At 72.5% G+C, this 20,030-nt stretch carries 16 protein-coding genes; 9 read left to right on the forward strand and 7 right to left on the reverse strand.

Annotated features, from left to right (window positions below; translation table 11 throughout):
* The first annotated feature begins 222 nt into the window (after positions 1-222).
* Both O7631_RS13205 and O7631_RS13210 read left to right on the forward strand, forming a co-directional pair.
* A complete protein-coding gene (locus O7631_RS13205) occupies positions 223-1,959 on the forward strand; it encodes a hypothetical protein (RefSeq protein WP_278147926.1) in 1,737 nt (578 codons plus the stop codon).
* Entirely contained in the window at positions 1,959-3,761 is a 1,803-nt protein-coding gene (locus O7631_RS13210) for a hypothetical protein (protein ID WP_278144480.1), read from the forward strand. Before O7631_RS13205 ends, O7631_RS13210 begins: the two co-directional genes overlap by 1 nt.
* Here the strand turns inward: O7631_RS13210 and O7631_RS13215 are convergent, their stop codons facing one another.
* The gene (locus tag O7631_RS13215; protein ID WP_278144481.1) at positions 3,762-5,672 is read right to left on the reverse strand and encodes a hypothetical protein; all 1,911 of its coding nucleotides are present in this window, start codon (positions 5,670-5,672) and stop codon (positions 3,762-3,764) included.
* 82 nt (positions 5,673-5,754) lie between these two features.
* Here O7631_RS13215 and O7631_RS13220 point away from each other — a divergent pair, with 82 nt between their 5' ends.
* Together O7631_RS13220 and O7631_RS13225 are read left to right on the forward strand one after the other, a co-directional pair.
* On the forward strand, positions 5,755-7,050 hold the full coding sequence (locus O7631_RS13220) for a PQQ-binding-like beta-propeller repeat protein (protein WP_278144482.1): 1,296 nt from the start codon (positions 5,755-5,757) through the stop codon (positions 7,048-7,050).
* Positions 7,047-8,330 carry a PQQ-binding-like beta-propeller repeat protein gene (locus O7631_RS13225; RefSeq protein ID WP_278144483.1) on the forward strand — a complete coding sequence of 428 codons (1,284 nt, stop codon included), beginning with the start codon at positions 7,047-7,049 and terminating at the stop codon, positions 8,328-8,330. Before O7631_RS13220 ends, O7631_RS13225 begins: the two co-directional genes overlap by 4 nt.
* On the opposite strand, the gene O7631_RS13230 is transcribed toward O7631_RS13225, so the two are convergent.
* Positions 8,331-9,449, reverse strand: a complete 1,119-nt coding sequence (locus O7631_RS13230) for a peptidase C39 family protein (protein ID WP_278144484.1) — start codon at positions 9,447-9,449, stop codon at positions 8,331-8,333.
* 142 nt (positions 9,450-9,591) lie between these two features.
* Between O7631_RS13230 and O7631_RS13235 the strand changes: the two genes are divergently transcribed.
* The 4 genes from O7631_RS13235 to O7631_RS13250 all read left to right on the forward strand — a co-directional run bounded on the left by O7631_RS13235 (position 9,592) and on the right by O7631_RS13250 (position 12,217).
* Complete coding sequence (locus O7631_RS13235) at positions 9,592-10,260, forward strand: response regulator transcription factor (protein ID WP_139586209.1); 669 nt, start codon at positions 9,592-9,594, stop codon at positions 10,258-10,260.
* A 55-nt stretch (positions 10,261-10,315) separates the two neighbouring features.
* Positions 10,316-11,491 (forward strand): HAMP domain-containing sensor histidine kinase, encoded by a 1,176-nt coding sequence (locus O7631_RS13240; protein WP_278144485.1) that lies wholly within the window; start codon positions 10,316-10,318, stop codon positions 11,489-11,491.
* 148 nt (positions 11,492-11,639) lie between these two features.
* Positions 11,640-11,801, forward strand: coding sequence for a hypothetical protein (locus O7631_RS13245; protein WP_278144486.1), 162 nt, complete (start codon positions 11,640-11,642; stop codon positions 11,799-11,801).
* A complete protein-coding gene (locus O7631_RS13250) occupies positions 11,798-12,217 on the forward strand; it encodes a VOC family protein (RefSeq protein WP_278144487.1) in 420 nt (139 codons plus the stop codon). Before O7631_RS13245 ends, O7631_RS13250 begins: the two co-directional genes overlap by 4 nt.
* 63 nt (positions 12,218-12,280) lie before the next feature.
* Here the strand turns inward: O7631_RS13250 and O7631_RS13255 are convergent, their stop codons facing one another.
* The 5 genes from O7631_RS13255 to O7631_RS13275 form a co-directional block, all read right to left on the reverse strand.
* Complete coding sequence (locus O7631_RS13255; protein ID WP_278144488.1) at positions 12,281-13,042, reverse strand: hypothetical protein; 762 nt, start codon at positions 13,040-13,042, stop codon at positions 12,281-12,283.
* Between the two features lie 170 nt (positions 13,043-13,212).
* Positions 13,213-15,309: a 3-hydroxyacyl-CoA dehydrogenase NAD-binding domain-containing protein gene (locus tag O7631_RS13260; RefSeq protein WP_278147927.1), complete on the reverse strand. Its 2,097-nt coding sequence runs from the start codon at positions 15,307-15,309 to the stop codon at positions 13,213-13,215.
* Positions 15,310-15,329: 20 nt separating this feature from the next.
* Positions 15,330-16,526, reverse strand: coding sequence for a thiolase family protein (locus O7631_RS13265; RefSeq protein ID WP_278144489.1), 1,197 nt, complete (start codon positions 16,524-16,526; stop codon positions 15,330-15,332).
* 176 nt (positions 16,527-16,702) lie between these two features.
* Complete coding sequence (locus O7631_RS13270; protein ID WP_278144490.1) at positions 16,703-18,022, reverse strand: ribonuclease D; 1,320 nt, start codon at positions 18,020-18,022, stop codon at positions 16,703-16,705.
* A 198-nt stretch (positions 18,023-18,220) separates the two neighbouring features.
* The gene (locus O7631_RS13275) at positions 18,221-18,793 is read right to left on the reverse strand and encodes a DUF3000 domain-containing protein (protein ID WP_088990845.1); all 573 of its coding nucleotides are present in this window, start codon (positions 18,791-18,793) and stop codon (positions 18,221-18,223) included.
* A gap of 137 nt (positions 18,794-18,930) precedes the next feature.
* Between O7631_RS13275 and hemE the strand changes: the two genes are divergently transcribed.
* Complete coding sequence (gene hemE / locus O7631_RS13280) at positions 18,931-20,028, forward strand: uroporphyrinogen decarboxylase (protein WP_278144491.1); 1,098 nt, start codon at positions 18,931-18,933, stop codon at positions 20,026-20,028.
* Positions 20,029-20,030: the final 2 nt, after the last annotated feature.

Here is a 20,030-nt window from a genome sequence, read left to right on the forward strand (position 1 = left end):
CAGAACACCGCCGGCGGCGCACCCGCCGCCCCAGCCGACGCCACCGCACCGGCCCCCACCAAGACGCCAACCGAGCCGGATGCGCCAACCGAGCCGGACGTGCCGGTCGAACCCGCTGGGCCGGACGCGCCGGACGCGCCGGCTCAGGACGCGGCGCCGGTCGAGCCCGAGACGGCTGCCGACGACGCGGAGGCGGCACCGACCAAGCGGTGGTGGCATCGTCTGCCCCGGCGGAGGCAGCACCTCGCGGTGGGCGGATTGTTCCTGCTCGCCGCGCTCTGGGTCACCAGCCGTATCTGGCTGGACCCGTCCGGCCGGGTGGCCTCCCTCTACACCGGTGACCCGGCCCAGGTGCAGTTCTTCCTCGCCCACTCGGTACGCGTGGTGCTGCACGGGGAGTACCCGTTCTACACCGAGCAGTTCAACTACCCGGACGGCGTCAACCTGATGGCCAACACGGCCGTGCTGGCGCTGGGCATTCCGATGGTCCCGGTGACGCTGCTCTTCGGGCCGGCGGTCTCCTTCGTGGTGCTGGTGACGCTCGGCCTCGCCGGCACCGCGATGGCCTGGTACCTCATGCTCTCCCGCCATCTGGTGCGTACCCCGCTCGCGGCGGCCGTGGGCGGCTGGTTCTGCGGTTTCTCGCCCGCGATGCTGTCGCACGCGAGTTGGCACCCGAACATCATCAGCCAGTTCCTGCTGCCGTTCATCGTATGGCGCGTCCTGGTCCTCACCCGGTCCCGTCGCCCGGTCCGGGACGGGGCGTTGCTCGCCCTGCTGGTCACCGCGCAGGCGTTCATCAACGAGGAGATCCTGCTCTTCACGGCCCTGGCCTGCGGGGTGTTCCTGCTGGCGGTGCTCGCTCAGGAGCCGGCCCGCTGGCGGGCGGCGTGGCGACCGCTCGGCGCCGGCGTGCTGACCTGCGCGCTGCTGGCCGGGGCGCTGCTGGCGTACCCCCTGTATGTGCAGTTCGCCGGGCCGATGGCGTACCACGGCCTCAGCGACGCGGTGCGGGACTACGGCAACGACATCGCGGCCTTCTTCGCCCAGGGCTCGCCCACGCTCGGCGGCAACCAGCGGGCCAACATCAACCTGGCGCCGAACTACTCCGAGGAGAACGCCTTCTTCGGCTGGAGCCTGTCGCTGATCGCCATCGGCATCGTGGTCTGGCTGCGCCGGGAGTTGATCGTGCGGGCGCTCGCGGCCACCGGCGTGTTCTTCGCCGTGCTCTCCCTCGGCGAGCGGGTCTCCTGGTGGGACCGGGAGTTGTTCACCGGGCCGTGGCAGTGGCTGGTCCACCTGCCCCTGCTGGACGCGGTGGTGCCCACCCGGTTCGGTCTCATCACCAGCGTGGTGATCGGGCTGCTGCTCGCGCTCGCCGTCGAGCGTGCCTGGGCGCTGCGCCCGGCCGACCGGCGCACCGTACGGACGCTCACCGCCGCGGGGCTGGCGTTCGCGCTGCTGCCGGTCGCTCCGATGCCGCTGCGGATGGTCTCCCGACCGCCGGTGCCGGACTTCATCACGGCCGCCCGCTGGCGGGCGTACGTCGGGCCGGACCAGACGCTGGTGCCGATCCCGGTGCCCAGTATGGGCAACACGCACGGCATGCGCTGGGCGGCGGCCACGAACCTCGACTTCAAGATCCCCGGCGGTTACTTCCTCGCGCCCCGCAACGGCAACACCGGTGACGCGGGCCGGTTCGGCGGCCGACCCAGCGGTGTGGGTCAGATGCTGGAGGAGGTGGCGACCACCGGGCGTACGCCGAAGCTCGACGACCGGCAGCGCCGCCGCTTCAGCGACGAACTGCGCCACTGGCGGGCCGCGATCCTGGTGCTCCCGGTCCGTCAGCAGAACTCCGAACCGCTGCGACGTGCCGTCGAGGACCTGGTCGGCCCCGGCCGCCAGGAGTTGGACGTCTGGGTGTGGGACGTGCGGGCGCTGACCGACCGTTCGGTCTGATGACCGTCGGGACGACGTCCCCGACCACGTCGCCTCCGGCGACGGTCCGCCCATCCCGTTCGGGCCGGCTCCGGGACCTGCTGGTGGTGGCCGGTTACCTGGCCCTGGCGGCCGTGCTGACCAGTGCCCAGTGGGGGCACCCGTGGCGGCTGTTCCACCAGGCGGGCGACCAGATCCTCTTCGAGTGGATGCTGGCGCATGCGGCGCACGCCGTCGCCGACGGGGAGAACCCGCTCTTCAGCGCCGGGTTGAACGCCCCCGACGGGGTGAACCTGATGGCGAACACCTCGGTGCTCGGCCTGGGCGTCCCGTTGACCCCGGTGACTCTGCTCTTCGGCTCGCAGGTCGCGTTCTGCGTGGCGGTCGTGTGCTGCCTCGCCGGCACGGCCACGGCCTGGTACGCGTTGCTGCGCCGCCGCCTGGTCGCCACCCGGTCGGCAGCCGCTGTCGGTGGCCTGATCTGCGGTTTCGCCCCGGGCATGATCGCCCAGGCGGGCGCGCACCTGCACATCGCCGCGCAGTTCCTGGTGCCCGCGATCCTCGCCCTGGTGTTCCGGCCAGCCCCGGAGGCGGCGCACCGACTCGCCGGAGTGTGGCGACCCGGCGTCGTCCTCGGGCTGCTGCTCGTCTGGCAGGTCTTCATCGGCGAGGAGGTGTTGGTCTTCCTGGCGCTCGCGGCCGGCGTGTTCGCGCTCGGCTACGCGCTCGCCGACCGGGGGGCCGCCCGGCGGCTCGCGCCGGCCCTGTTCGGCCGGCTGGCGGTGGCCGCCGGAGTGGCGGGCGTGCTGCTGGCGTACCCCCTGTGGTTCCAGTTCTTCGGCCCGCAGCGCTACTCCGGGATGGCGTTCGCCGCGCACGCGTTCCAGTTGGACGCCGCGTCGTTCACCGCGTCGGCGAGGCAGACCGTCCTCGGTGACGACTGGCTCCCGGGACTGCTCTCGCCGAACCCGACCGAGGAGAACTCGTTCTTCGGCCCGGGGTTGCTGGTGCTCGCCGTGGTGATCGTGGTCTGGCTGTGGCGGCGACCGTTGGTCCGCGCGCTGGCCGGCTGTGGGCTGGTGTTCGCGCTGCTGTCCCTCGGCACCGAGCTGCGGGTCGACGGCACCGCCACCGGTATCCCCGGGCCGTACCGGCTGGTCGCCGGGCTGCCCCTGCTCGACCTCGCGGTGCCGGCCCGGTTCGCGCTGGTCTGCGTACCGGTGCTGGGGGTGCTGGTGGCGCTCTCCGTGGACCGGGTGTGGGCGGCGCGCACGCTGTCGGCCGTCGCCGGGGTGCCGGTGCGGTTGCTGTGGGCCGGAGCGGTGGCCGCCGCGTTGCTGCCGCTGGTGCCGACGCCGATCCGGGTGGTGCCGGTCATGCCGGTGCCGGGGTTCGTCGCGGACGGCGGGTGGCGGTCACTGGTGCCGCCGGGCCGGACGGTGGTCGCCGTACCCCCGGTCACCGGCGCGGCGCGGAGCCCGGTGATGCTCTGGTCCGCCCGCACGGGAATGGCGTTCACCGCGCCGGGCGGCTACTTCATCGGTCCGAGCGGCCCGGACGACCCGGCCGCCCGCTGGGGCGCGCCGGACCGCCCCACGTCCGTCCTGCTGCGGCGGGTGGCGGAGACCGGTGCGGTGCCGGTGCTCACCGACGCCGACCGCCGTAGCGCCGTCGAGGACCTGCGGCACTGGCGGGCCGCCGTGGTGGTGCTCGGCCCGCTGACGAACGGCGACCCGGTCCGTCGCACTGTCGACGACCTGCTCGGTCCGGGCCGCCCGGTGGACGGCGGTTGGGTGTGGGACGTCCGGGACCAGGTCGGCTGATCAGCCCACCAGGGCGCGGACGTCCCAGACCCAGACGTCGTCGACCCGCTGCGGCGGCCCGATCAGGCCGGTGACCAGCTCGCGCAGCACCGCCTCGTCGGGGTTCGCACCGAGCACCACCACCGACGCCCGCCAGAACCGCAGGTCCTCGACGGCTTGCCGGCGGTTCTCGTCGGTGAGCGCCGGGACGGCGTCCTTGTCCATCGTGGAGTAGATGAGGGTGCTGGTGGGCCGGTTCGGCGCGCCGAAGACGCCCTCGCCGACCTCGTTCGGGCCGATGAAGTAGCCGCCCGGGATGGGGAACTCCTGCCCGGTCAGCGCGCTCCAGCGCAACGTCGGAAGACCGTGCACGTTGCTCGGGATCGGCACCGGCACCAGGGTCCGGCCCGCCGGCACGTACGGCCGCCAGCCACCCGCGGTGATGAAGTGCGGTGGCGGGTCGATCTGCTGGGCGGGCAGCGGCCGGGGGAAGAGCGGCAGCACGGCGAGGGCGACCGCCGCGTACCCCACCGGGCGCAGCCACCGGCGACGCGCCGCGACGGGCGCGGGCTGGTCCGACGCCGCAGGCTCGTCGGCGACCGCCGGGGCCGCGTCGCCGGTGCGTTGCGCCGGCACCCGCGGCTGGTCGACCACCGGCCGTCCCTGACGGTGCGCGGCGTCCCAGGCGAGCGCGAGGAGTACGCCCACCGCGGCGCCCACCACCAGCGTCAACCGGGTCGGCATCATCATCTCGACCAGCGGCAGGTCGTCCGGCACGTACGACCACGGGCCGCGCACGCCCGTCTCCACGCCGTTGAAGCGGACCAGTGGCCCGATCGACGCCACGGTGAAGACGACGATCAGCACCGCGGCGATCCGGGCGGGAAGCGAGCGCCGGACGAGCAGCACCAGGGCGACCACCGAGAGCAGCACCAGTGGCCAGCCGAACCAGGTGTTCTGCTCGGTCAGCCCGATCGTCTTCTCCACCGCCGGGTCACCGGCCCAGGTGTCGCGGGCGAAGGTGACGAAGGCGACCAGGTCCTCGCCCCAGTTGTGGAAGACGCCACCCTGTAGGCCCCGGTAGGACTGCGGACCGTTGAACTGGAACCAGATCGGGTACGCCGCGAGCGCCAGGGCCAGCCCGCCGGCGACGCCGAGCCCGGCCAGGAACGTGCCGGCGGCGGCCCGGGTGGCGGCCGGGCGCTGCACGGCGTACGCCAGCACGACGACCAGGCAGGCCAGGGCGGTGAGGAGCAGCATCTCCTCGTTGATGAAGATCTGGTACGTCACCAGCGCGCCGAGCACCAGCCCGTTGCGCAGCCACCGGCCCGGCTCACCGAGGCGCAGCACCCGCACCACGATCAGCGGCAGCAGGAAGTTGGACACGAAGTTCGGTTGACCGTTGGCGTGGTGGATGATTCCCGGCGCGAAGCCGAGGAACGCGCCGCCGACGAAGGCCGCCGCGCGGGAACGCACCAGGTGGCGGGAGAGCATCCAGTAGCCGGTGCCGGCGGTCGCGGCCAACGCTCCACCCAGGTAGAGCGCGTACATCACCTGGGGGCCGAGCACCATGGTCAGCGGGGCGAGCGGCAGGGTCACCCCGAGCAGCGAGGTGTTGGCGATCATGTTCACCCCGTCCGGGGCGTTCTGCCGGGCCGTGAACAGCGGGTTCTCCAGGTGCCGCACCGAGTACGCGCCGTGCGCGAACAGCCATTCGAACCAGCTGTGGTCGGTGGGCAGGTGCGAGGAGACCCGGCCGTTGATGTCACCCCAGTAGTTGAGGCAGACGAATACGCCCAGCAGCACATAGGCTCCGAGGGCCAACAGGTCGGCTCGGGCCGGACGGCGTCGAGGCCGTCGAGTCGACTCGGCCTCGGCCGGGTCGGCGTCGGTCAGGGAATTCAGCGAGGGGTCTACCACCGGCACGGCCACGACGGGCCATCGTACAGGCGCGGTTCCGTCGCTTTTGCCGGCCCGGTGCACACACGGCCGGTTTGCCGGACGGTGACCAGCGGTGACGGAAGGACGATCGTTGTCGATCATCGAGCTGGGCGAGGTTCGGGACGAGCCCGCGTCGACGCCTGCGGCTCGCCGACCGAGCGCCGCCGGCCGACCCCTGCGCAGCGCGGTGGTGCTCGTCCTCGCCCTGGTGGTGCTGAGCGCCGCGGCACCGCAGCCGCAGCGGGCGGTGAGCGTGGTGCCGGCGTTGCGGACCGCAACCGCCTACCTCGGCGGGGACAGCGTCTTCGTGGTCGACCCGCCGGCACCCGAGGGGGACCGGTTCCTCACCGCGTACGCCCAGCCGTCCCCGAGCGGCGCCGGTGTGCGCCGACGGTGGCAGGCCCCGCTGGCCCGCCTCGGTGACTTCCTCGACGTCCGGGTCGAGCGGGGGCTGGTGCTGGCGATGACTGTCGACGCTCCGGGCCGGGTGTTCCAGACCATCGCTTTCGACATCGATTCGGGCGAGCGACGGTGGCAGCTTCCCGGCGCGCCCCAACCGACCGCCGACGACGGTCTGCTGCTGACCGACGTCCGGGACGACGGGTCGGGCACGCTGAACCGGATCGAGCCCGACACCGGCCGGGTGCTCTGGTCGGTGCCGATTCCCCCGGCCGCCAATCCCTCCTACCACCTTCGGGAAGGCCGGGTCGACGGGTTCGTGCTGCTCCTGCCGACCGGCGAGGTGCAGGTGTACGACGTCGGCACGGGCCGCCTGCTGCGCAGCGTCGACACGCTGCCCGGTGACCGGGAGGCGTACCAGCGGGTGCAGGTCGTCGACGACCTGCTGCTGGTCGTCCCACCCGGCAGCACCCGGCTGGTGGGCTACGGGCTGACCGAGTTGAAGCCACTGTGGACGGCGGAGGTGCCGTTGATCTCCTACGTGGTCAGCTGCGCCGGCCTGCTCTGCGCGGTGCCGCAGACCGGTGGCCTCCAGGTGCTCGATCCGGCCACCGGCGTCGTACGGTGGTCGGACTCCGGTCCGGACAATGTGGCGGACGTCCGGCACGGTCAGTTGCTGATGGCCAAACCCGGCCGAGGGTACGAGGTGTGGGATGCGGCGACCGGTCAGGTGCGTACCGAGTTGGGTGGGTGGGCTCTGATGCAGGTGGTCGGCCCGGGCGGCCCCCTGGTCGGGACGCGGTCGGGTGACGACGGCCGGAGGGTCGTCGCCGAGTTGGATCTCGTCGCCCGTCGGACGCGGATCGTCGACGTGTTGCCGGGCATCGCCGGCAGCTGTCAGGCGGCGTTGCCGATGCTGCTCTGTCAGCGCCTCGACGGCACCACCGCGCTGTGGCGGTTGACCCGGTGAGCGACTCGGTGATCGACCTCGGTGTGCTGCGGCACGGCCCGGACCCGGACCCGTTGCCCCGCCCACCCCGCGCGAATGGTCGGCAACTGCGCGCCGCGCTGGTCGCGCTGCTCGCGCTGCTCACCCTCGCCGCCGCCGGCGCGCCGCCGCCCCGGCGGACCGTGGTGACGCTGCCGGTGCGGTCCGGCGCCGACGTGCTCGTCGACGGTGACCTCGCCGTGGTCATCGAACCGACCAGCACGTCCAATCCGCAACAGCGACGCCTGGCGGCGTATCGACTGCCCGGCGGCGAGCCGGCCTGGCAGGCGCCGCTGTCGGCGGAGGCCCGGTACTGGGGGGTCTTCCCGCTGGGCGAGCTGCTGATCCTCACCGGCTACGAGATCGGCCCGCAGGGCCGGGACATGACGACCATCGCGGTGGACCGGGCCACCGGCGCGTACCGGTGGCAGCAACCGGGGAGCGCCGACAGGCTGGTCGACGGCAACCTGCTGCTGCGCTCCGGCGGCGAGAGCGAGCCGAGCGTGCTGCGGGTGGTCGACCCCTGCTGCGGCACCGTCCGCTGGCAGTTGCCCGCCACCACCGCCGGAATCATCCCGCGCGAGACTGAGCGCGGGCTGGATCGGCTGATCCTCAACCCGCCGGACGGGCCGGTCGAGGTACGCGACGCGACCACCGGTGCGGTGCTGGCGCGCGCCGACCTGCTACCGGACGACGGCGGGCGATTCGGACTGGAGGTGCTGGACGACCTCCTGCTGGTCATCGACCGAGGCTCGGGCACCGTCACCGCGTACGGCCTGGACCAGCTCGACCGGCGCTGGATCCGCCCCAACGTGACAGTCGACTTCGCGATGAACTGCGGCCCCGTCCTGTGTCTGCGCACCGGTGCCAACCAACTGCAGGCTCTCGACCGGGCCACCGGCGAGGTGCGCTGGAGCAGCAATCGTTGGGGGTGGGCGTGGGGGGTCGAGGACCGGCTGCTGGCCAACGTGTTGAGCGGCGGGGCCTCGCCGGAGCGCTTCGTCGTGCTGGACGCGCTCACCGGGCAGGAGGTGGCCGTCCTGGGTCAGTGGGAGCTGTACCGGCGGGATCAGGGCGATCCGCTGACGGCCATCCGCAAGCACCCCGACGGCGGGGTGGTCGTCGGTGAGGTGGACATGCGAGCCGGGACGGTACGCGTCCTCGACGCGGTGCGCGATGCCACCGGGGAGTGTCAGGTGGTCGACTTCCACCTGCTGTGCGTGACCCCCGACACCTACCGGCTGTGGCAGTTGCGCCGCTGACTACCAGTTCGCCTGAGGCGGCGGCGGGGGCAGCGGCACCGACGGGGGTCGCAGCACGTACGCCACGCCGCCACTGCCGCGCTGCCAGACCGCCTCGAACGGCTGCCGGGGCACGGTACGGCGGACCGCGTCGTCGTCCGGGGCGTACGGATCGTTGAGCACCGGGTCGCCGTCGGCGGTGAAGCCGACCAGCACCATCAGGTGCCCCTTGGTGTCGTAGGGGAGCCCCGGCACCTCGTCGGCGCGGAACGCGGCGGACACGATCAGCGGGATGCCGGCCGCGACGAACGCCTCCGCCTCGGCCAGCGACCGGAGCCGGGTGACGAACGCGTCCACCCCGAACCGACCGGCGTACGCGGTGTTGAACGGCCAGTTGCCGGCCCCGGCGTACGCGTGGTCGTAGCAGTGCCGGGCGGCGTGCACCACCACCGGGCGCGGGCCGGGCGGCTCCACCCAGGCGTAATGCTCCTCCGTCGGCCCGAGGCCCCAGTAGGCGAGCACCATCGAGGTGCAGGTGGGGCTGCACCAGGAGTCGCCGCCCCCGCCCCACTGCGGGTACTGGCCGGCGTGCAGCCGCTGCGAATAGCGGGGGACGTCCAGCACCCGCCCACGGGCAGTGGACGAGGCGGGCGCCGGCGCGTCGGTCGGGCCGGTCAGCGCGGGGCCGGTGGCGACAGCGCCGAAGCTGCGCAGCATCGGGCCGCTCGGGCTGCCGGCCGGTCGGCACAGGATCACCCGCGCCTGCCAGCCGGTGACGGTCGCCCCGTTCACGATCAGGGTGTCGGTGTCGACGGCCGCGTAGCCGTCGCGCTGCCCAGGTAACGAGGTGCGTCGTACCGCCCGGTCGTCGGCCGCCCAGCGGGCCAGCCGGTACCACTCGGTGGCGGGGGCGTCGTCGTGCCAGCCGCGCAGCTCGACCTCGATCCACGTGCCGTCGGGAGTGTCGGCGGTCCAGGACGGCACCACCTCGGCGACGGTGAAGCCCACCGGCACCGGAGGTGACGTCCAGGTGCTCCGCCCGTCGACACCGCCCTCGTCGCTGTCGAGCGCGCCGTCGGTCGACCGGTGGAAACCCCGGTAGGCGATGTCCCGGCGGGTGGGTGGTGCCGCGATGGTCATTGCAGGTCCGTCCGTCGCTCGGTGCCGGCGGACAGCATCGCGTACGCCGGCCGGGCCCGCAACGCCGACCGGCGCGTGCGGCGAGGGACGATGGTTGCCGGCCGGCACTAGGTTGTCGGTGGTCAGCAGCGAGGAGGCCGGGATGCGGGTACTGGTGGTCGAGGACGAGCGCAACCTCGCCGACGCGATCGCGCGCGGGTTGCGCAAGCGGGGGATGGCCGTCGACGTGGCGTACGACGGCGACGCCGGCCACGAGGCGGCGTTCGTCACGCGGTACGACGTGGTGGTGCTCGACCGCGACCTGCCGGGCGTGCACGGTGACCAGATCTGCGCCGACCTGGCCGCCTCCGGCGCGCTGACCCGGGTGCTGATGCTCACCGCGAGTGGCACGGTGGCGGACCGGGTGGAGGGGTTGCAGCTCGGTGCGGACGACTACCTGCCCAAACCGTTCGCCTTCGACGAGTTGGTCGCCCGGGTGCAGGCGTTGGGCCGGCGGGCCACCCCGGCCGCGCCGCCGGTGCTCGAACTGGCCGACCTGGTGCTCGACCCGGCCCGGCGGGTGGCCACCCGCGCCGGCGTGCCCGTCGACCTCACCAACAAGGAGTTCGGGGTGCTCAGCGAGCTGCTCAAGGCCCGCGGCGCGGTGGTCTCCAGCGAGGAGCTGCTGGAACGGGTGTGGGACGCCAACACCGACCCGTTCACTACGATCGTCCGGGTCACGGTGATGACGCTGCGCAAGAAACTCGGGGACCCACCGCTGATCGAGACGGTGGTCGGCGCGGGTTACCGCACCGCCGAGGTGAGCGCATGAGCGCGAGGAGTGAGCCGGGTCTGCGAGCCCCGCAGTCGAGAATCGAGGGCGCACTGTGAGCCGCCGGTTGCGGCCCACGCTGCGACTGCGGCTGACACTGCTCAACGGGGTGCTGCTGGTCGGCGCGGGGGCGATCCTGGTGCTGCTGGCGTGGCTGCTGGTCCGGGACGCGCTGCGCCCCACCGACGAGTTGCTGCCCGGCACGACGGTGGTGCTCGCCGACGGGACGTCGATGGACGCCGCCCAGTGGCAGCGGCAACTGGTCGACGCCGCCTCCGGGGAGCTGCTGGCGAAGGGCCTGGTCGCGCTGTTGGCGGTGAGCGTCGTCGGGGTGGCCGGCGCGTACGCCGTGGCCGGTCGGGCGCTGCGCCCGTTGCACCAGGTCACCGCGACCGCGCAGCGGCTCGGTGAGGCGACACTGGACCAGCGGATCGGCTACTCCGGCGCCGACGACGAGGTGGCCGAGCTGGCCAAGACGTTCGACGCCATGTTGGACCGGATCGCGTCCGCCTTCGAGGCGCAGAAACGTTTCGTGGCGAACGCCTCGCACGAGCTGCGTACCCCGCTCGCCGTGATGCGGACCGAGATCGACGTGACGCTCAGCGACGACGACGCGGACGCCGCCGAGTACCGTCGGATGGCGACAGTGGTCCGGGACGCCTCGGAACGAGCCAACGGCCTGGTGGACGCGCTGCTGGTGCTGGCCCGCAGCGAGGCGCAGGCCGGGCGGCAACTGGGTCGGCGGACCGAGTGTGACCTCGCCGCCGGCACCGTCAACGCGTTGTCGGCGATGCGCCGCGAGGTGGAACGGATCGGCCTGCGGGTGCAGACGTCACTGGAGTCCGCGCCGGTCGTCGGTGATCCGGGGTTGCTCGACCGGCTGGCCGGGAACCTCATCGAGAACGCGGTCCGCTACAACCACCTGCACGGCCGGCTCTGGGTGCGGACCGGCACCGACGGCGTCCGGTCCTGGTTGGTGGTGGGCAACACGGGCTTCGAGGTGGACCAGGCCGACGTGCCGGGGCTGTTCGAGCCGTTCCGGCGCGGTGGCCGGGAACGCACCGGTGCCCGCGGCTCCGGGCTGGGTCTGTCCATCGTCCGGGCGGTCTGCACGGCGCACGGCGGGACGGTACGGGTGATCGCGCAGCCCGGGGGTGGTCTGGAGGTGACCGTCACCCTGCCGTCGGCGGACGCCCCGGCGGTGTCCGGGTCGGTGTCGACAGCAGGCTGATCGGGGTTGCGGGCGGCGTCCAGCCGATGGCAAGATCACCGGGTCAGCTCGGAGAGTGAAGGGGGGTGCGTCGATGTCCACCAGTCAGGGCTCCGCACCCCGGGTCTTCGCAGGCTGACCCCGGGCGGCGGAGCGTCCCCATCCGACGATGGATGGACCACCCGTGTATCCACGGATCCGCACCATCAGTTTCGACTGCCACGACACGTACACCCTGGCCGGCTTCCGGTCGGCGGTGCTCGTCGGGCGCTGCGTGCTCCGCAGCGCCGGGGAACGTGTCGCCACCACCACTGTGGAGGACCACCAGTGAGTTCGATCATTCACAACATCAGCATCGACTGCCACGACACGTACGCCCTCGCCGGCTTCTGGGCGCAGGTCTTCGACTGCCCCCGGCAGCCCGACGACTTCCCCGGCGACCCGGAGGCGATGCTCCTGCCGCCGGGCGGCCCGGAGGTGCTGTTCATCGCGGTGCCCGAGGGCAAGACGGTGAAGAACCGCCTGCACCTCGACCTGCAACCCGCCGACCGTACCCGGGCCGAGGAGGTCGACCGGCTGCTCGGCATCGGCGCGACCCTCGTGGACGACCGGGTCAGCCCGACCGGTGGCGGGTGGGTGGTGCTCGCCGACCCGGAGGGCAACGAGTTCTGCGTACTCGGTAACAAGGCCGAGCGGGCGGCGGCCGCGGCGGCACGGGCCGCGGCGCAGGGCCACGACTCGGCCTGATCGTCGGTGTAGAGCACGAGGCCCCGGCCACCCTCGGGTGGTCGGGGCCTCGGTCGTGGACGGTCAGGAACGCTGCTCGACCTGGCCCCGGATCGTGACGAACTCGGCCTTCGTCTGCTCGGCGGTCTTGTAGTAGATGACCACCATGCCCAGGCTGCCCCGGTCGGCCCACACGCAGACCCCCAGCGGCACGCTCTCGGCCTTGCCGTCGCCGCACTTCGCGTCACCGCCGAGCGGACCAGGATCGACGGTCGCCAGGTTGGTCAGCGTCAGCTCGGTGGAGAGCCCGTTGATTGCGTCGTCCAACTCCTTCTTCGGGTCCGTCAACAGGCCGGAAGCCCCAACGATCATCACGAGGTCCTGCTTGTCGGGGTCGCCGTAGAAGGCGCCGACGGTGCTGGTCTCGTTCTGCACCTCCGCCTTCATCTCGGTGATCATCTGGTCGGCGGCCGCCTGCAACTCCGGCTCCGTGATCTTCGGCCGGCCGGCGAGGGTGGCCGGCGCGACGAGCCGGGTCTTGGTGGCGTCGACGACCTCGCCCACGTCGTCCTTGACCGTGAACCAGATGGCCACCGCTCCGCCGAGGCAGCACACCAGCAGCACGGCCAGCACGATCAGGACGATCTTGCCGACGTTCGACTTCTTCTTAGCCGGCGGCGGGCCCGCGAACTGGTGGGGGTCGCCGTACGGCTGCTGACCCGGCTGCGCGGGCGGGAAACCCTGCTGCTGCGGGGGCGGCCAACCACCGGGCTGCTGGCCCGGCTGCTGCGGCGGATTGGAGGAATCGTGCGGCGGGCCGTAGGGACTGGCCGGCGGCTGGGACATTCAGTCAGCTCCAAGATGGGGGTGCAAAAGCGCGTGATCCTAACCCGCTGAGGAACACGGTGTTGTCCCTGCTGGAGGCACCCGCAGCCGTGATTGATCACAAACGGTCGCGGTGGCCGGCCCGCCCGGATTGGACGGTCCGACCACCGCGACCGGTGGTACGGCGATCGTCAGGCCGGCAGGCTCGCCGCCCCGCGCGGCAGGAACCGCTGACCGGTGACCCGCTCGGACGTGCCGGTGCGGTCCAGGTACGGCGTCACACCACCCAGATGGAACGGCCAACCGGCGCCCAGAATCATGCACAGGTCGATGTCCTGCGCCTCGGCGACCACACCCTCGTCCAGCATCAGCCGGATCTCCTGGGCGAGCGCGTCCAGCGCGTTCTGTCGTACCTGCTCGGCGGTCAACGGCTGGTCACCGACGACGAGCAGCTTGGCCACCTCGTCGTTGACCTGGTCGTCGACCACGATCGGCTGCCCCGAGTCGGCGATCCGCTTGAGGTTCTCGCTGACCCCGAACCGGTCCGGGTACGCGGCGTGCAGGGTGCCGCCCACGTGGTACGCGACGGCCGGCCCGACCAGCTGGAGCAGAGCGAGCGGGCGCATCGGCAGACCCAGCGGGTCCAGGGCGCTGTTCGCCACGTCCAGCGGGGTGCCCTGGTCGACGGCGGCGAAGACGGTGCCCAGGAACCGGGTGAGCAGGCGGTTCACCACGAACGCCGGAGCGTCCTTCACCAGCACGCTCGACTTCTTGAGCTGCTTGCCCACCGCGAACGCGGTCGCGAGGGTGACGTCGTCGGTGCGCTCACCCCGGACGATCTCCAACAGCGGCAGCACCGCCACCGGGTTGAAGAAGTGGAAGCCGACCACCCGCTCCGGGTGCTCCAGCTCGGCGGCCATCTCCGTGATCGACAGCGAGCTGGTGTTGGTGGCCAGCACCGCCTCCGGGGAGACGATCTTCTCCAACTCGGCCCAGACCTGCTTCTTGACGCCCAGGTCCTCGAAAACCGCCTCGATGACGAAGTCGGCGTCCGCGAAGGCGGCCTTGTCGACCGAGCCGCTGACCAGCCCGTACAGCTTGGCGGCGGTGTTCTTGTCCATCCGGCCCTTGGTGACGGCCTTCTCGATCTGGGTGTGCACGTAGCCGACGCCCTTGTCCACCCGGGACTGGTCGAGGTCGGTCATCACCACCGGCACCTGGAGGCGGCGGGCGAACAGCAGCGCCAACTGGCTGGCCATCAGGCCCGCGCCGACGATGCCGACCTTGGTGATCGTGCGGGCGAGGCCCTTGTCCGGCGCGCCGGCCGGCCGCTTGGCCCGCCGCTGCACCAGGTCGAACGCGTACAGGCCGCTGCGCAGCTCCTCGGAGAAGACCAGGTCCGCGAGGGCCTCGTCCTCGGCGGCGGTGCCGGCGGCGAAGTCGCCGTCCTTGGCCGTCTCCAGCAGGTCCAGAGCCTTGTACGCGGCCGGAACCGCGCCGTGCAACCGCTGGTTGAGGGTCTCCCGGGCGAAGTAGAGCACGCCCGCCCACATGTCCTTGTCGACCTCCGGCCGGGTCACCGTGACCTGACCCCGGACCACCGCGGCGGCCCATTCGAGAGACCGCTCCAGGAAGTCGGCCGGCTCCAACAGGATGTCCGCGATGCCCAGCTCGGCGGCCTGCTTCGGCTTGAGCATCTTGTTCTGCATCAGCGGGTTCTGGATGATCACCTGAGTGGCGGCGGGGATGCCGATCAGGTTCGGCAGCAGCTGCGTGCCGCCCCAGCCCGGCACCAGGCCGAGGGAGACCTCGGGCAGGGCCAGCGCCGCAGCCCCACCGGACAGCGTCCGGTAGTGGCAGTGCAGGGCCAACTCCAGGCCGCCGCCCATCGCCGCGCCGTTGACGAACGCGAACGTGGGCACGGTGCTGTCCTTGAGCCGGGCGAAGACCCGGTGGCCGAGCCGACCGATCTCCAGCGCCTGCTCCCGGTCGGCCAGCTGCGGCAGGCCGACGATGTCCGCGCCCACACAGAAGATGTACGGCTTGCCGGTCACCGCGATGAACGCCGGGTCGGCGGCGAGCGCGGCGGTGATCGCCTCGTCGAGGCTGGCCAACCCGCCGGGGCCGAAGGTGTTCGGCTTGGTGTGGTCGAAGCCGTTGTCCAGGGTGATCAGGGCAGCGGGCCGGTCCAGGCCGGGCACGTTCACCTGACGCAGCAGCGCCCGGGTGACGACCTCGTTCGGTGCCTTCACAGTGCCATCTTCGGTTCGCGACTGCGGGGCTCGCAGGCCCGGCTCACTCCTCGCGCTCACTTGTCGCCACCTTCCCAGTTCGGGTTCTCCCAGATGACAGTGCCGCCCATGCCGATGCCGATGCACATCGCGGTGAGGCCGTAGCGGACCTCGGGGTGCTCGGCGAACTGGCGGGCCAACTGCGTCATCAGCCGCACGCCGGAGGAGGCGAGGGGGTGACCGATGGCGATCGCGCCGCCCCACCGGTTGACCCGCGCGTCGTCGTCGGCGATGCCGAAGTGGTCGAGGAACGCGAGCACCTGCACGGCGAACGCCTCGTTCAACTCGAACAGGCCGATGTCGTCGATGGTGAGCCCGGCGAGACGGAGCGCCTTCTCGGTGGACGGGATCGGGCCGACACCCATCACTTCCGGCTCCACCCCGACGAACCCGAACGACACCAGCCGCATGGCGATCGGCAGCCCCAGTTCGCGGGCGGTGGCCTCGTCGGCGAGCAGGCTCGCGGTGGCGCCGTCGTTCAGGCCGGCGGCGTTGCCAGCGGTCACCTTGCCGTGCGGGCGGAACGGGGTCTTGAGGGTGCCGAGCTTCGCAAGCGAGGTGTCCCGCGGGGCCTCGTCCACGGTGGCCAGGCCCCAGCCGCCCTCCGCGTCGCGGATCGACATCGGCACCAGGTCGTCCTGGAGCTTGCCGTTGGCGTACGCCTTGGCGGTCTTCTGCTGCGAGGCGAGCGCGAACGCGTCGGTGCGTGCCTTGGTGATGTGCGGGACCAGGTCGTGCAGGTTCTCCGCGGTGGCGCCCATGACCAGCGCGGACGGGTCGACCAGCTTCTCCGCGATGATGCGCGGGTTGGGGTCGACACCCTCACCCATCGGGTGACGGCCCATGTGCTCGACGCCCCCGGCGATGGCGACGTCGTACGCGCCCATCGCGATGCCGCTGGCCACAGTGGTCACCGCCGTCATCGCTCCGGCGCACATGCGGTCGATGGCGAAGCCGGGAACGGTCTTGGGCAGGCCGGCCAGTAGCGCTGCGGTGCGGCCGATGGTGAGGCCCTGGTCGCCGATCTGGGTGGTGGCCGCGACGGCGACCTCCTCGACGCGCTCCGGGGGCAGCTGCGGGTTGCGCCGCAGCAGCTCACGGATGCAGCGGATCACCAGGTCGTCGGCGCGGGTGTTGGCGTACATGCCACCCGCCTTGCCGAACGGGGTACGGACGCCGTCGACGAAAACGACATCCCGAACTTCACGGGGCACTTGAGCCTCCTTCTCGACCACCAATCGGCCCCCGCGCCGCTGGGGCGGCGCTCCGGACTGAACGAGGGTCGGCCAACACGGGCACGTTCCCCCGAATGCTACTCGCCAGTAACCAACCCGTCCCGGCCCCCCGCTGTGGCCCACCCCACACCGCGACCCGCTGGAGCCCGCGCCCCCTACGGGGTGGGGTCCAGGGCCTCGGTCAGGTCACGGACGAGCAGACCGATCTGCCACTCCCGGGCGTTGAGACCGCGCAGGGTCTCCGCCACCGACGCCTCGGTCATCTCCTCCGGCGGGGTCCAGGCCAACCGGCGAACCGAATCCGGCGTGATCAGGTTTTCCGGCGGCAGGTTGTGCTCGCCGGCGATGCGAATGACCACCTCCCGGCACCGGGCCAGTCGCCCGGCGGCCACCGGGTCCCGCTCGGCCCACCGGTGCGGTGGGGGCGGGCCCTCGACGGTGGGGGAGACCGGCAGTAAATCCTCCGCGAGCTGCCGGGCGTCGTCGAGAGCGGCGAGCCAGGTGCGGGCCAGCCGCCGCACCGACCGCCCGCCGAAACCGGGCAGGGTCAGCAGGGTCTTCTCGTCCTTCGGATCCAATTCGGCGGCGGCGATGATCGCCGAGTCGGGCAACACCCGACCGGGGGCGGCATCCCGCCGGGCCGCGATCTGGTCCCGGGCGTACCACATCGAACGCACCCGGGCCTGGGCCCGCGCCCCGCGCAGTCGGTGGATGCCGGACGTACGCCGCCACGGCTCCGCGCGCACCCGCGGCGGGCGCGCCCCGGTGCGGACCAGCGCGGCGAACTCCTCCGCGGCCCAGGCCGACTTGCCCTGCCGGGTCAACTCGGCGTCGAGAGCGTCGCGTAGATCGGTGAGCAGCTCCACGTCGAGAGCGGCGTACGTCAACCACGACTCGGGCAGCGGCCGGCTCGACCAATCGGCGGCCGAATGGTGCTTCTCCAGCGTGAACCCGAGCAACTGCTCGGTGAGCGCGGCCAGCCCGACCCGCTCGAACCCGGCCAGCCGGGCGGCCAGCTCGGTGTCGAACAGCCGGCGTGGGCGCAGCCCCACCTCGGCCAGGCAGGGCAGGTCCTGGCTGGCCGCGTGGAGCACCCACTCGGCCTCGCCGATCGCGGCGTCCAGCGTGCTGAGGTCCGGCAACGGCAGCGGGTCGATCAGCGCGGTGCCCGCACCGGCGCGGCGGAGCTGCACCAGGTACGCGCGTTGGCTGTAGCGGTAACCGGAGGCCCGCTCGGCGTCCAGGGCGACCGGGCCGGTGCCGGCCGCGAAGCGGGCCACCACCTCGGCGAGCTCGGCCGGGGTGGCCACCGGTTCGGGAGTGCCGTCACGCGGGGCGGTCAGCGGAACGGGCCCACCGTCGGCCGGGTCGGCGCCCTCGCCCACCAGCTGCGGCGGGGCCGACGGCGGGTGCTCGGGTGCGTTTCCCGGAAGGTCTTCGGCGGGCCGACGGCGCAGGGGTGGTTCGTCGGTCACCTGCCAACCCTAGTGCGCGTGGAGATCGAGCGGGTGCAGCCGGTCCGGCGTGTGTCGATCACGTGTCCAAAGGATGTACGAGCGCACCCGCCCCGGCGCGGTCGATCATGGTGTTGTGGTGCCTCACAAAAGCCGCGCCGAGGGGTAATCCACCCACCACAACTCCATGATCGACCCCCAAGGAGGGGGCGGGAGGAGCTAGGCGGCGCCGGCGGGGCGGCGGTCGGACAGGGCAGTCACACCGGGTGGGGGGAGGCCGGCGGTGTCGGCCAGGAGGGCGCACCAGCCGAGCAGGTGCGCGGTGAGGTCGTCGTCGACCGGCGTCCAGGAGGCGCGGATCTCGATGTCACCGACGGTCGGCGGGCCGGCGAGGTCGCCGAACCGGGTCGACATGGTCTGCGTGACGGTGCCACCGATAGCCCGGTGGCCGGCGTCCTGGGCGTCCAACGCGTCGGTCAGCCACGTCCAGCCGACCCCGGGCAGCAACGGGTCGGCGGCCAGGTCGACCTCCAACTCGGCGGTCACGTAGGTGACCAACCGCAGGGTGCCCTGCCACGCCTCGTGCCCGGCCGGGTCGTGCAGCAGGATCAGCCGCCCGGTCGCCACCTCGTCGCCGTCGCGCAGCACCGTCGCGGCGAGCGCGAACGCGTACGGGGCGAGTCGTTGGGGCGCCCCGACCTCCTCAAGAGTGATCTCCGGGCGGGGCGTCGCCGATCGCAGCCCGGCGACCGCGCGGGCGAACGCTTCCGGGAGCGCGATCGGGGGGGCCATGTCGGCAGCCTATGCCGCCGTCCGTCGCCCGCTTCGACGGCGCGCCGACGCTCATGAAGGGCACCGGGGGTAAGGAACGGTGCCCTTCCTCTCACCCCCACCCGGTTTCCGGTGGTGGGCGTGGCACGATTGCGGCGATGACCACGGACACCACGGGCACTGTCGCCCGAGACGGAGAATCCCGCCCCGGCGGACCGGCCGACTCGCCCTTCATCAGGGCCTGCCGACGCCAACCGGGGCCGCACACCCCGGTCTGGTTCATGCGCCAGGCCGGCCGCTCCCTTCCGGAGTACCGGGAGATCCGGGCGACAGTGCCGATGCTGGAGTCGTGCCGCCGTCCGGACCTGGTCACCGAGATCACCCTCCAGCCGGTGCGTCGGCACGGCGTGGACGCGGCGATCCTGTTCAGCGACATCGTGGTGCCGGTGGCCGCCGCCGGGGTCGACCTGGACATCGTGCCGGGCACCGGCCCGGTCGTCGCCGAGCCGATCCGCAGCGCCGCCGACGTGCAGCGGATCCGCCTGATCACCCGCGAGGACGTGTCGTACGTCGACGAGGCCGTCCGGCAGTTGGTGGTCGAGTTGGGCGACACCCCGCTGATCGGTTTCGCCGGCGCGCCGTTCACCCTGGCCAGCTACCTGGTCGAGGGTGGTCCGTCGCGCACCCACGCGAAGACCAAGGCCCTGATGTACGGCGACCCGGACCTGTGGCACGCGCTCTGCGGCCGGCTGGCCGAGGTGACACTGGCCTTCCTGCGGGTGCAGATCGACGCGGGCGTGTCGGCCGTGCAGCTCTTCGACTCGTGGGCGGGTGCCCTCTCCGAGGCCGACTACCGCCGTTTCGTGCTGCCGCACTCGACCGCCGTGCTGAGCGGGCTGGCCAGCGCCGGTGTGCCGCGCATCCACTTCGGGGTGGGCACCGCCGAGCTGCTCGGCGCGATGGGCGAGGCCGGCGCGGACGTGGTCGGCGTCGACTGGCGTACCCCGCTGGACGTGGCCACCGGTCGGATCGGCCCGGACAAGGCGGTGCAGGGCAACCTGGACCCGACCGTGCTGCTCGCGCCGTGGCCGGTGGTCGAGGCCGAGGTGCGCCGGATCCTGGAGCAGGGCAAGGCGGCCCCCGGGCACGTGTTCAACCTCGGCCACGGGGTGCTGCCGGAGACCGACCCGGAGGTGCTGACCCGGGTGGTCGCGCTGGTGCACGAGGTGTCCAGCCGCCGGGCCGACCAGGGCTGAGA

This window comes from Micromonospora sp. WMMD967, assembly GCF_029626165.1.
In the GTDB taxonomy this organism is placed as follows: domain Bacteria; phylum Actinomycetota; class Actinomycetes; order Mycobacteriales; family Micromonosporaceae; genus Micromonospora; species Micromonospora taraxaci.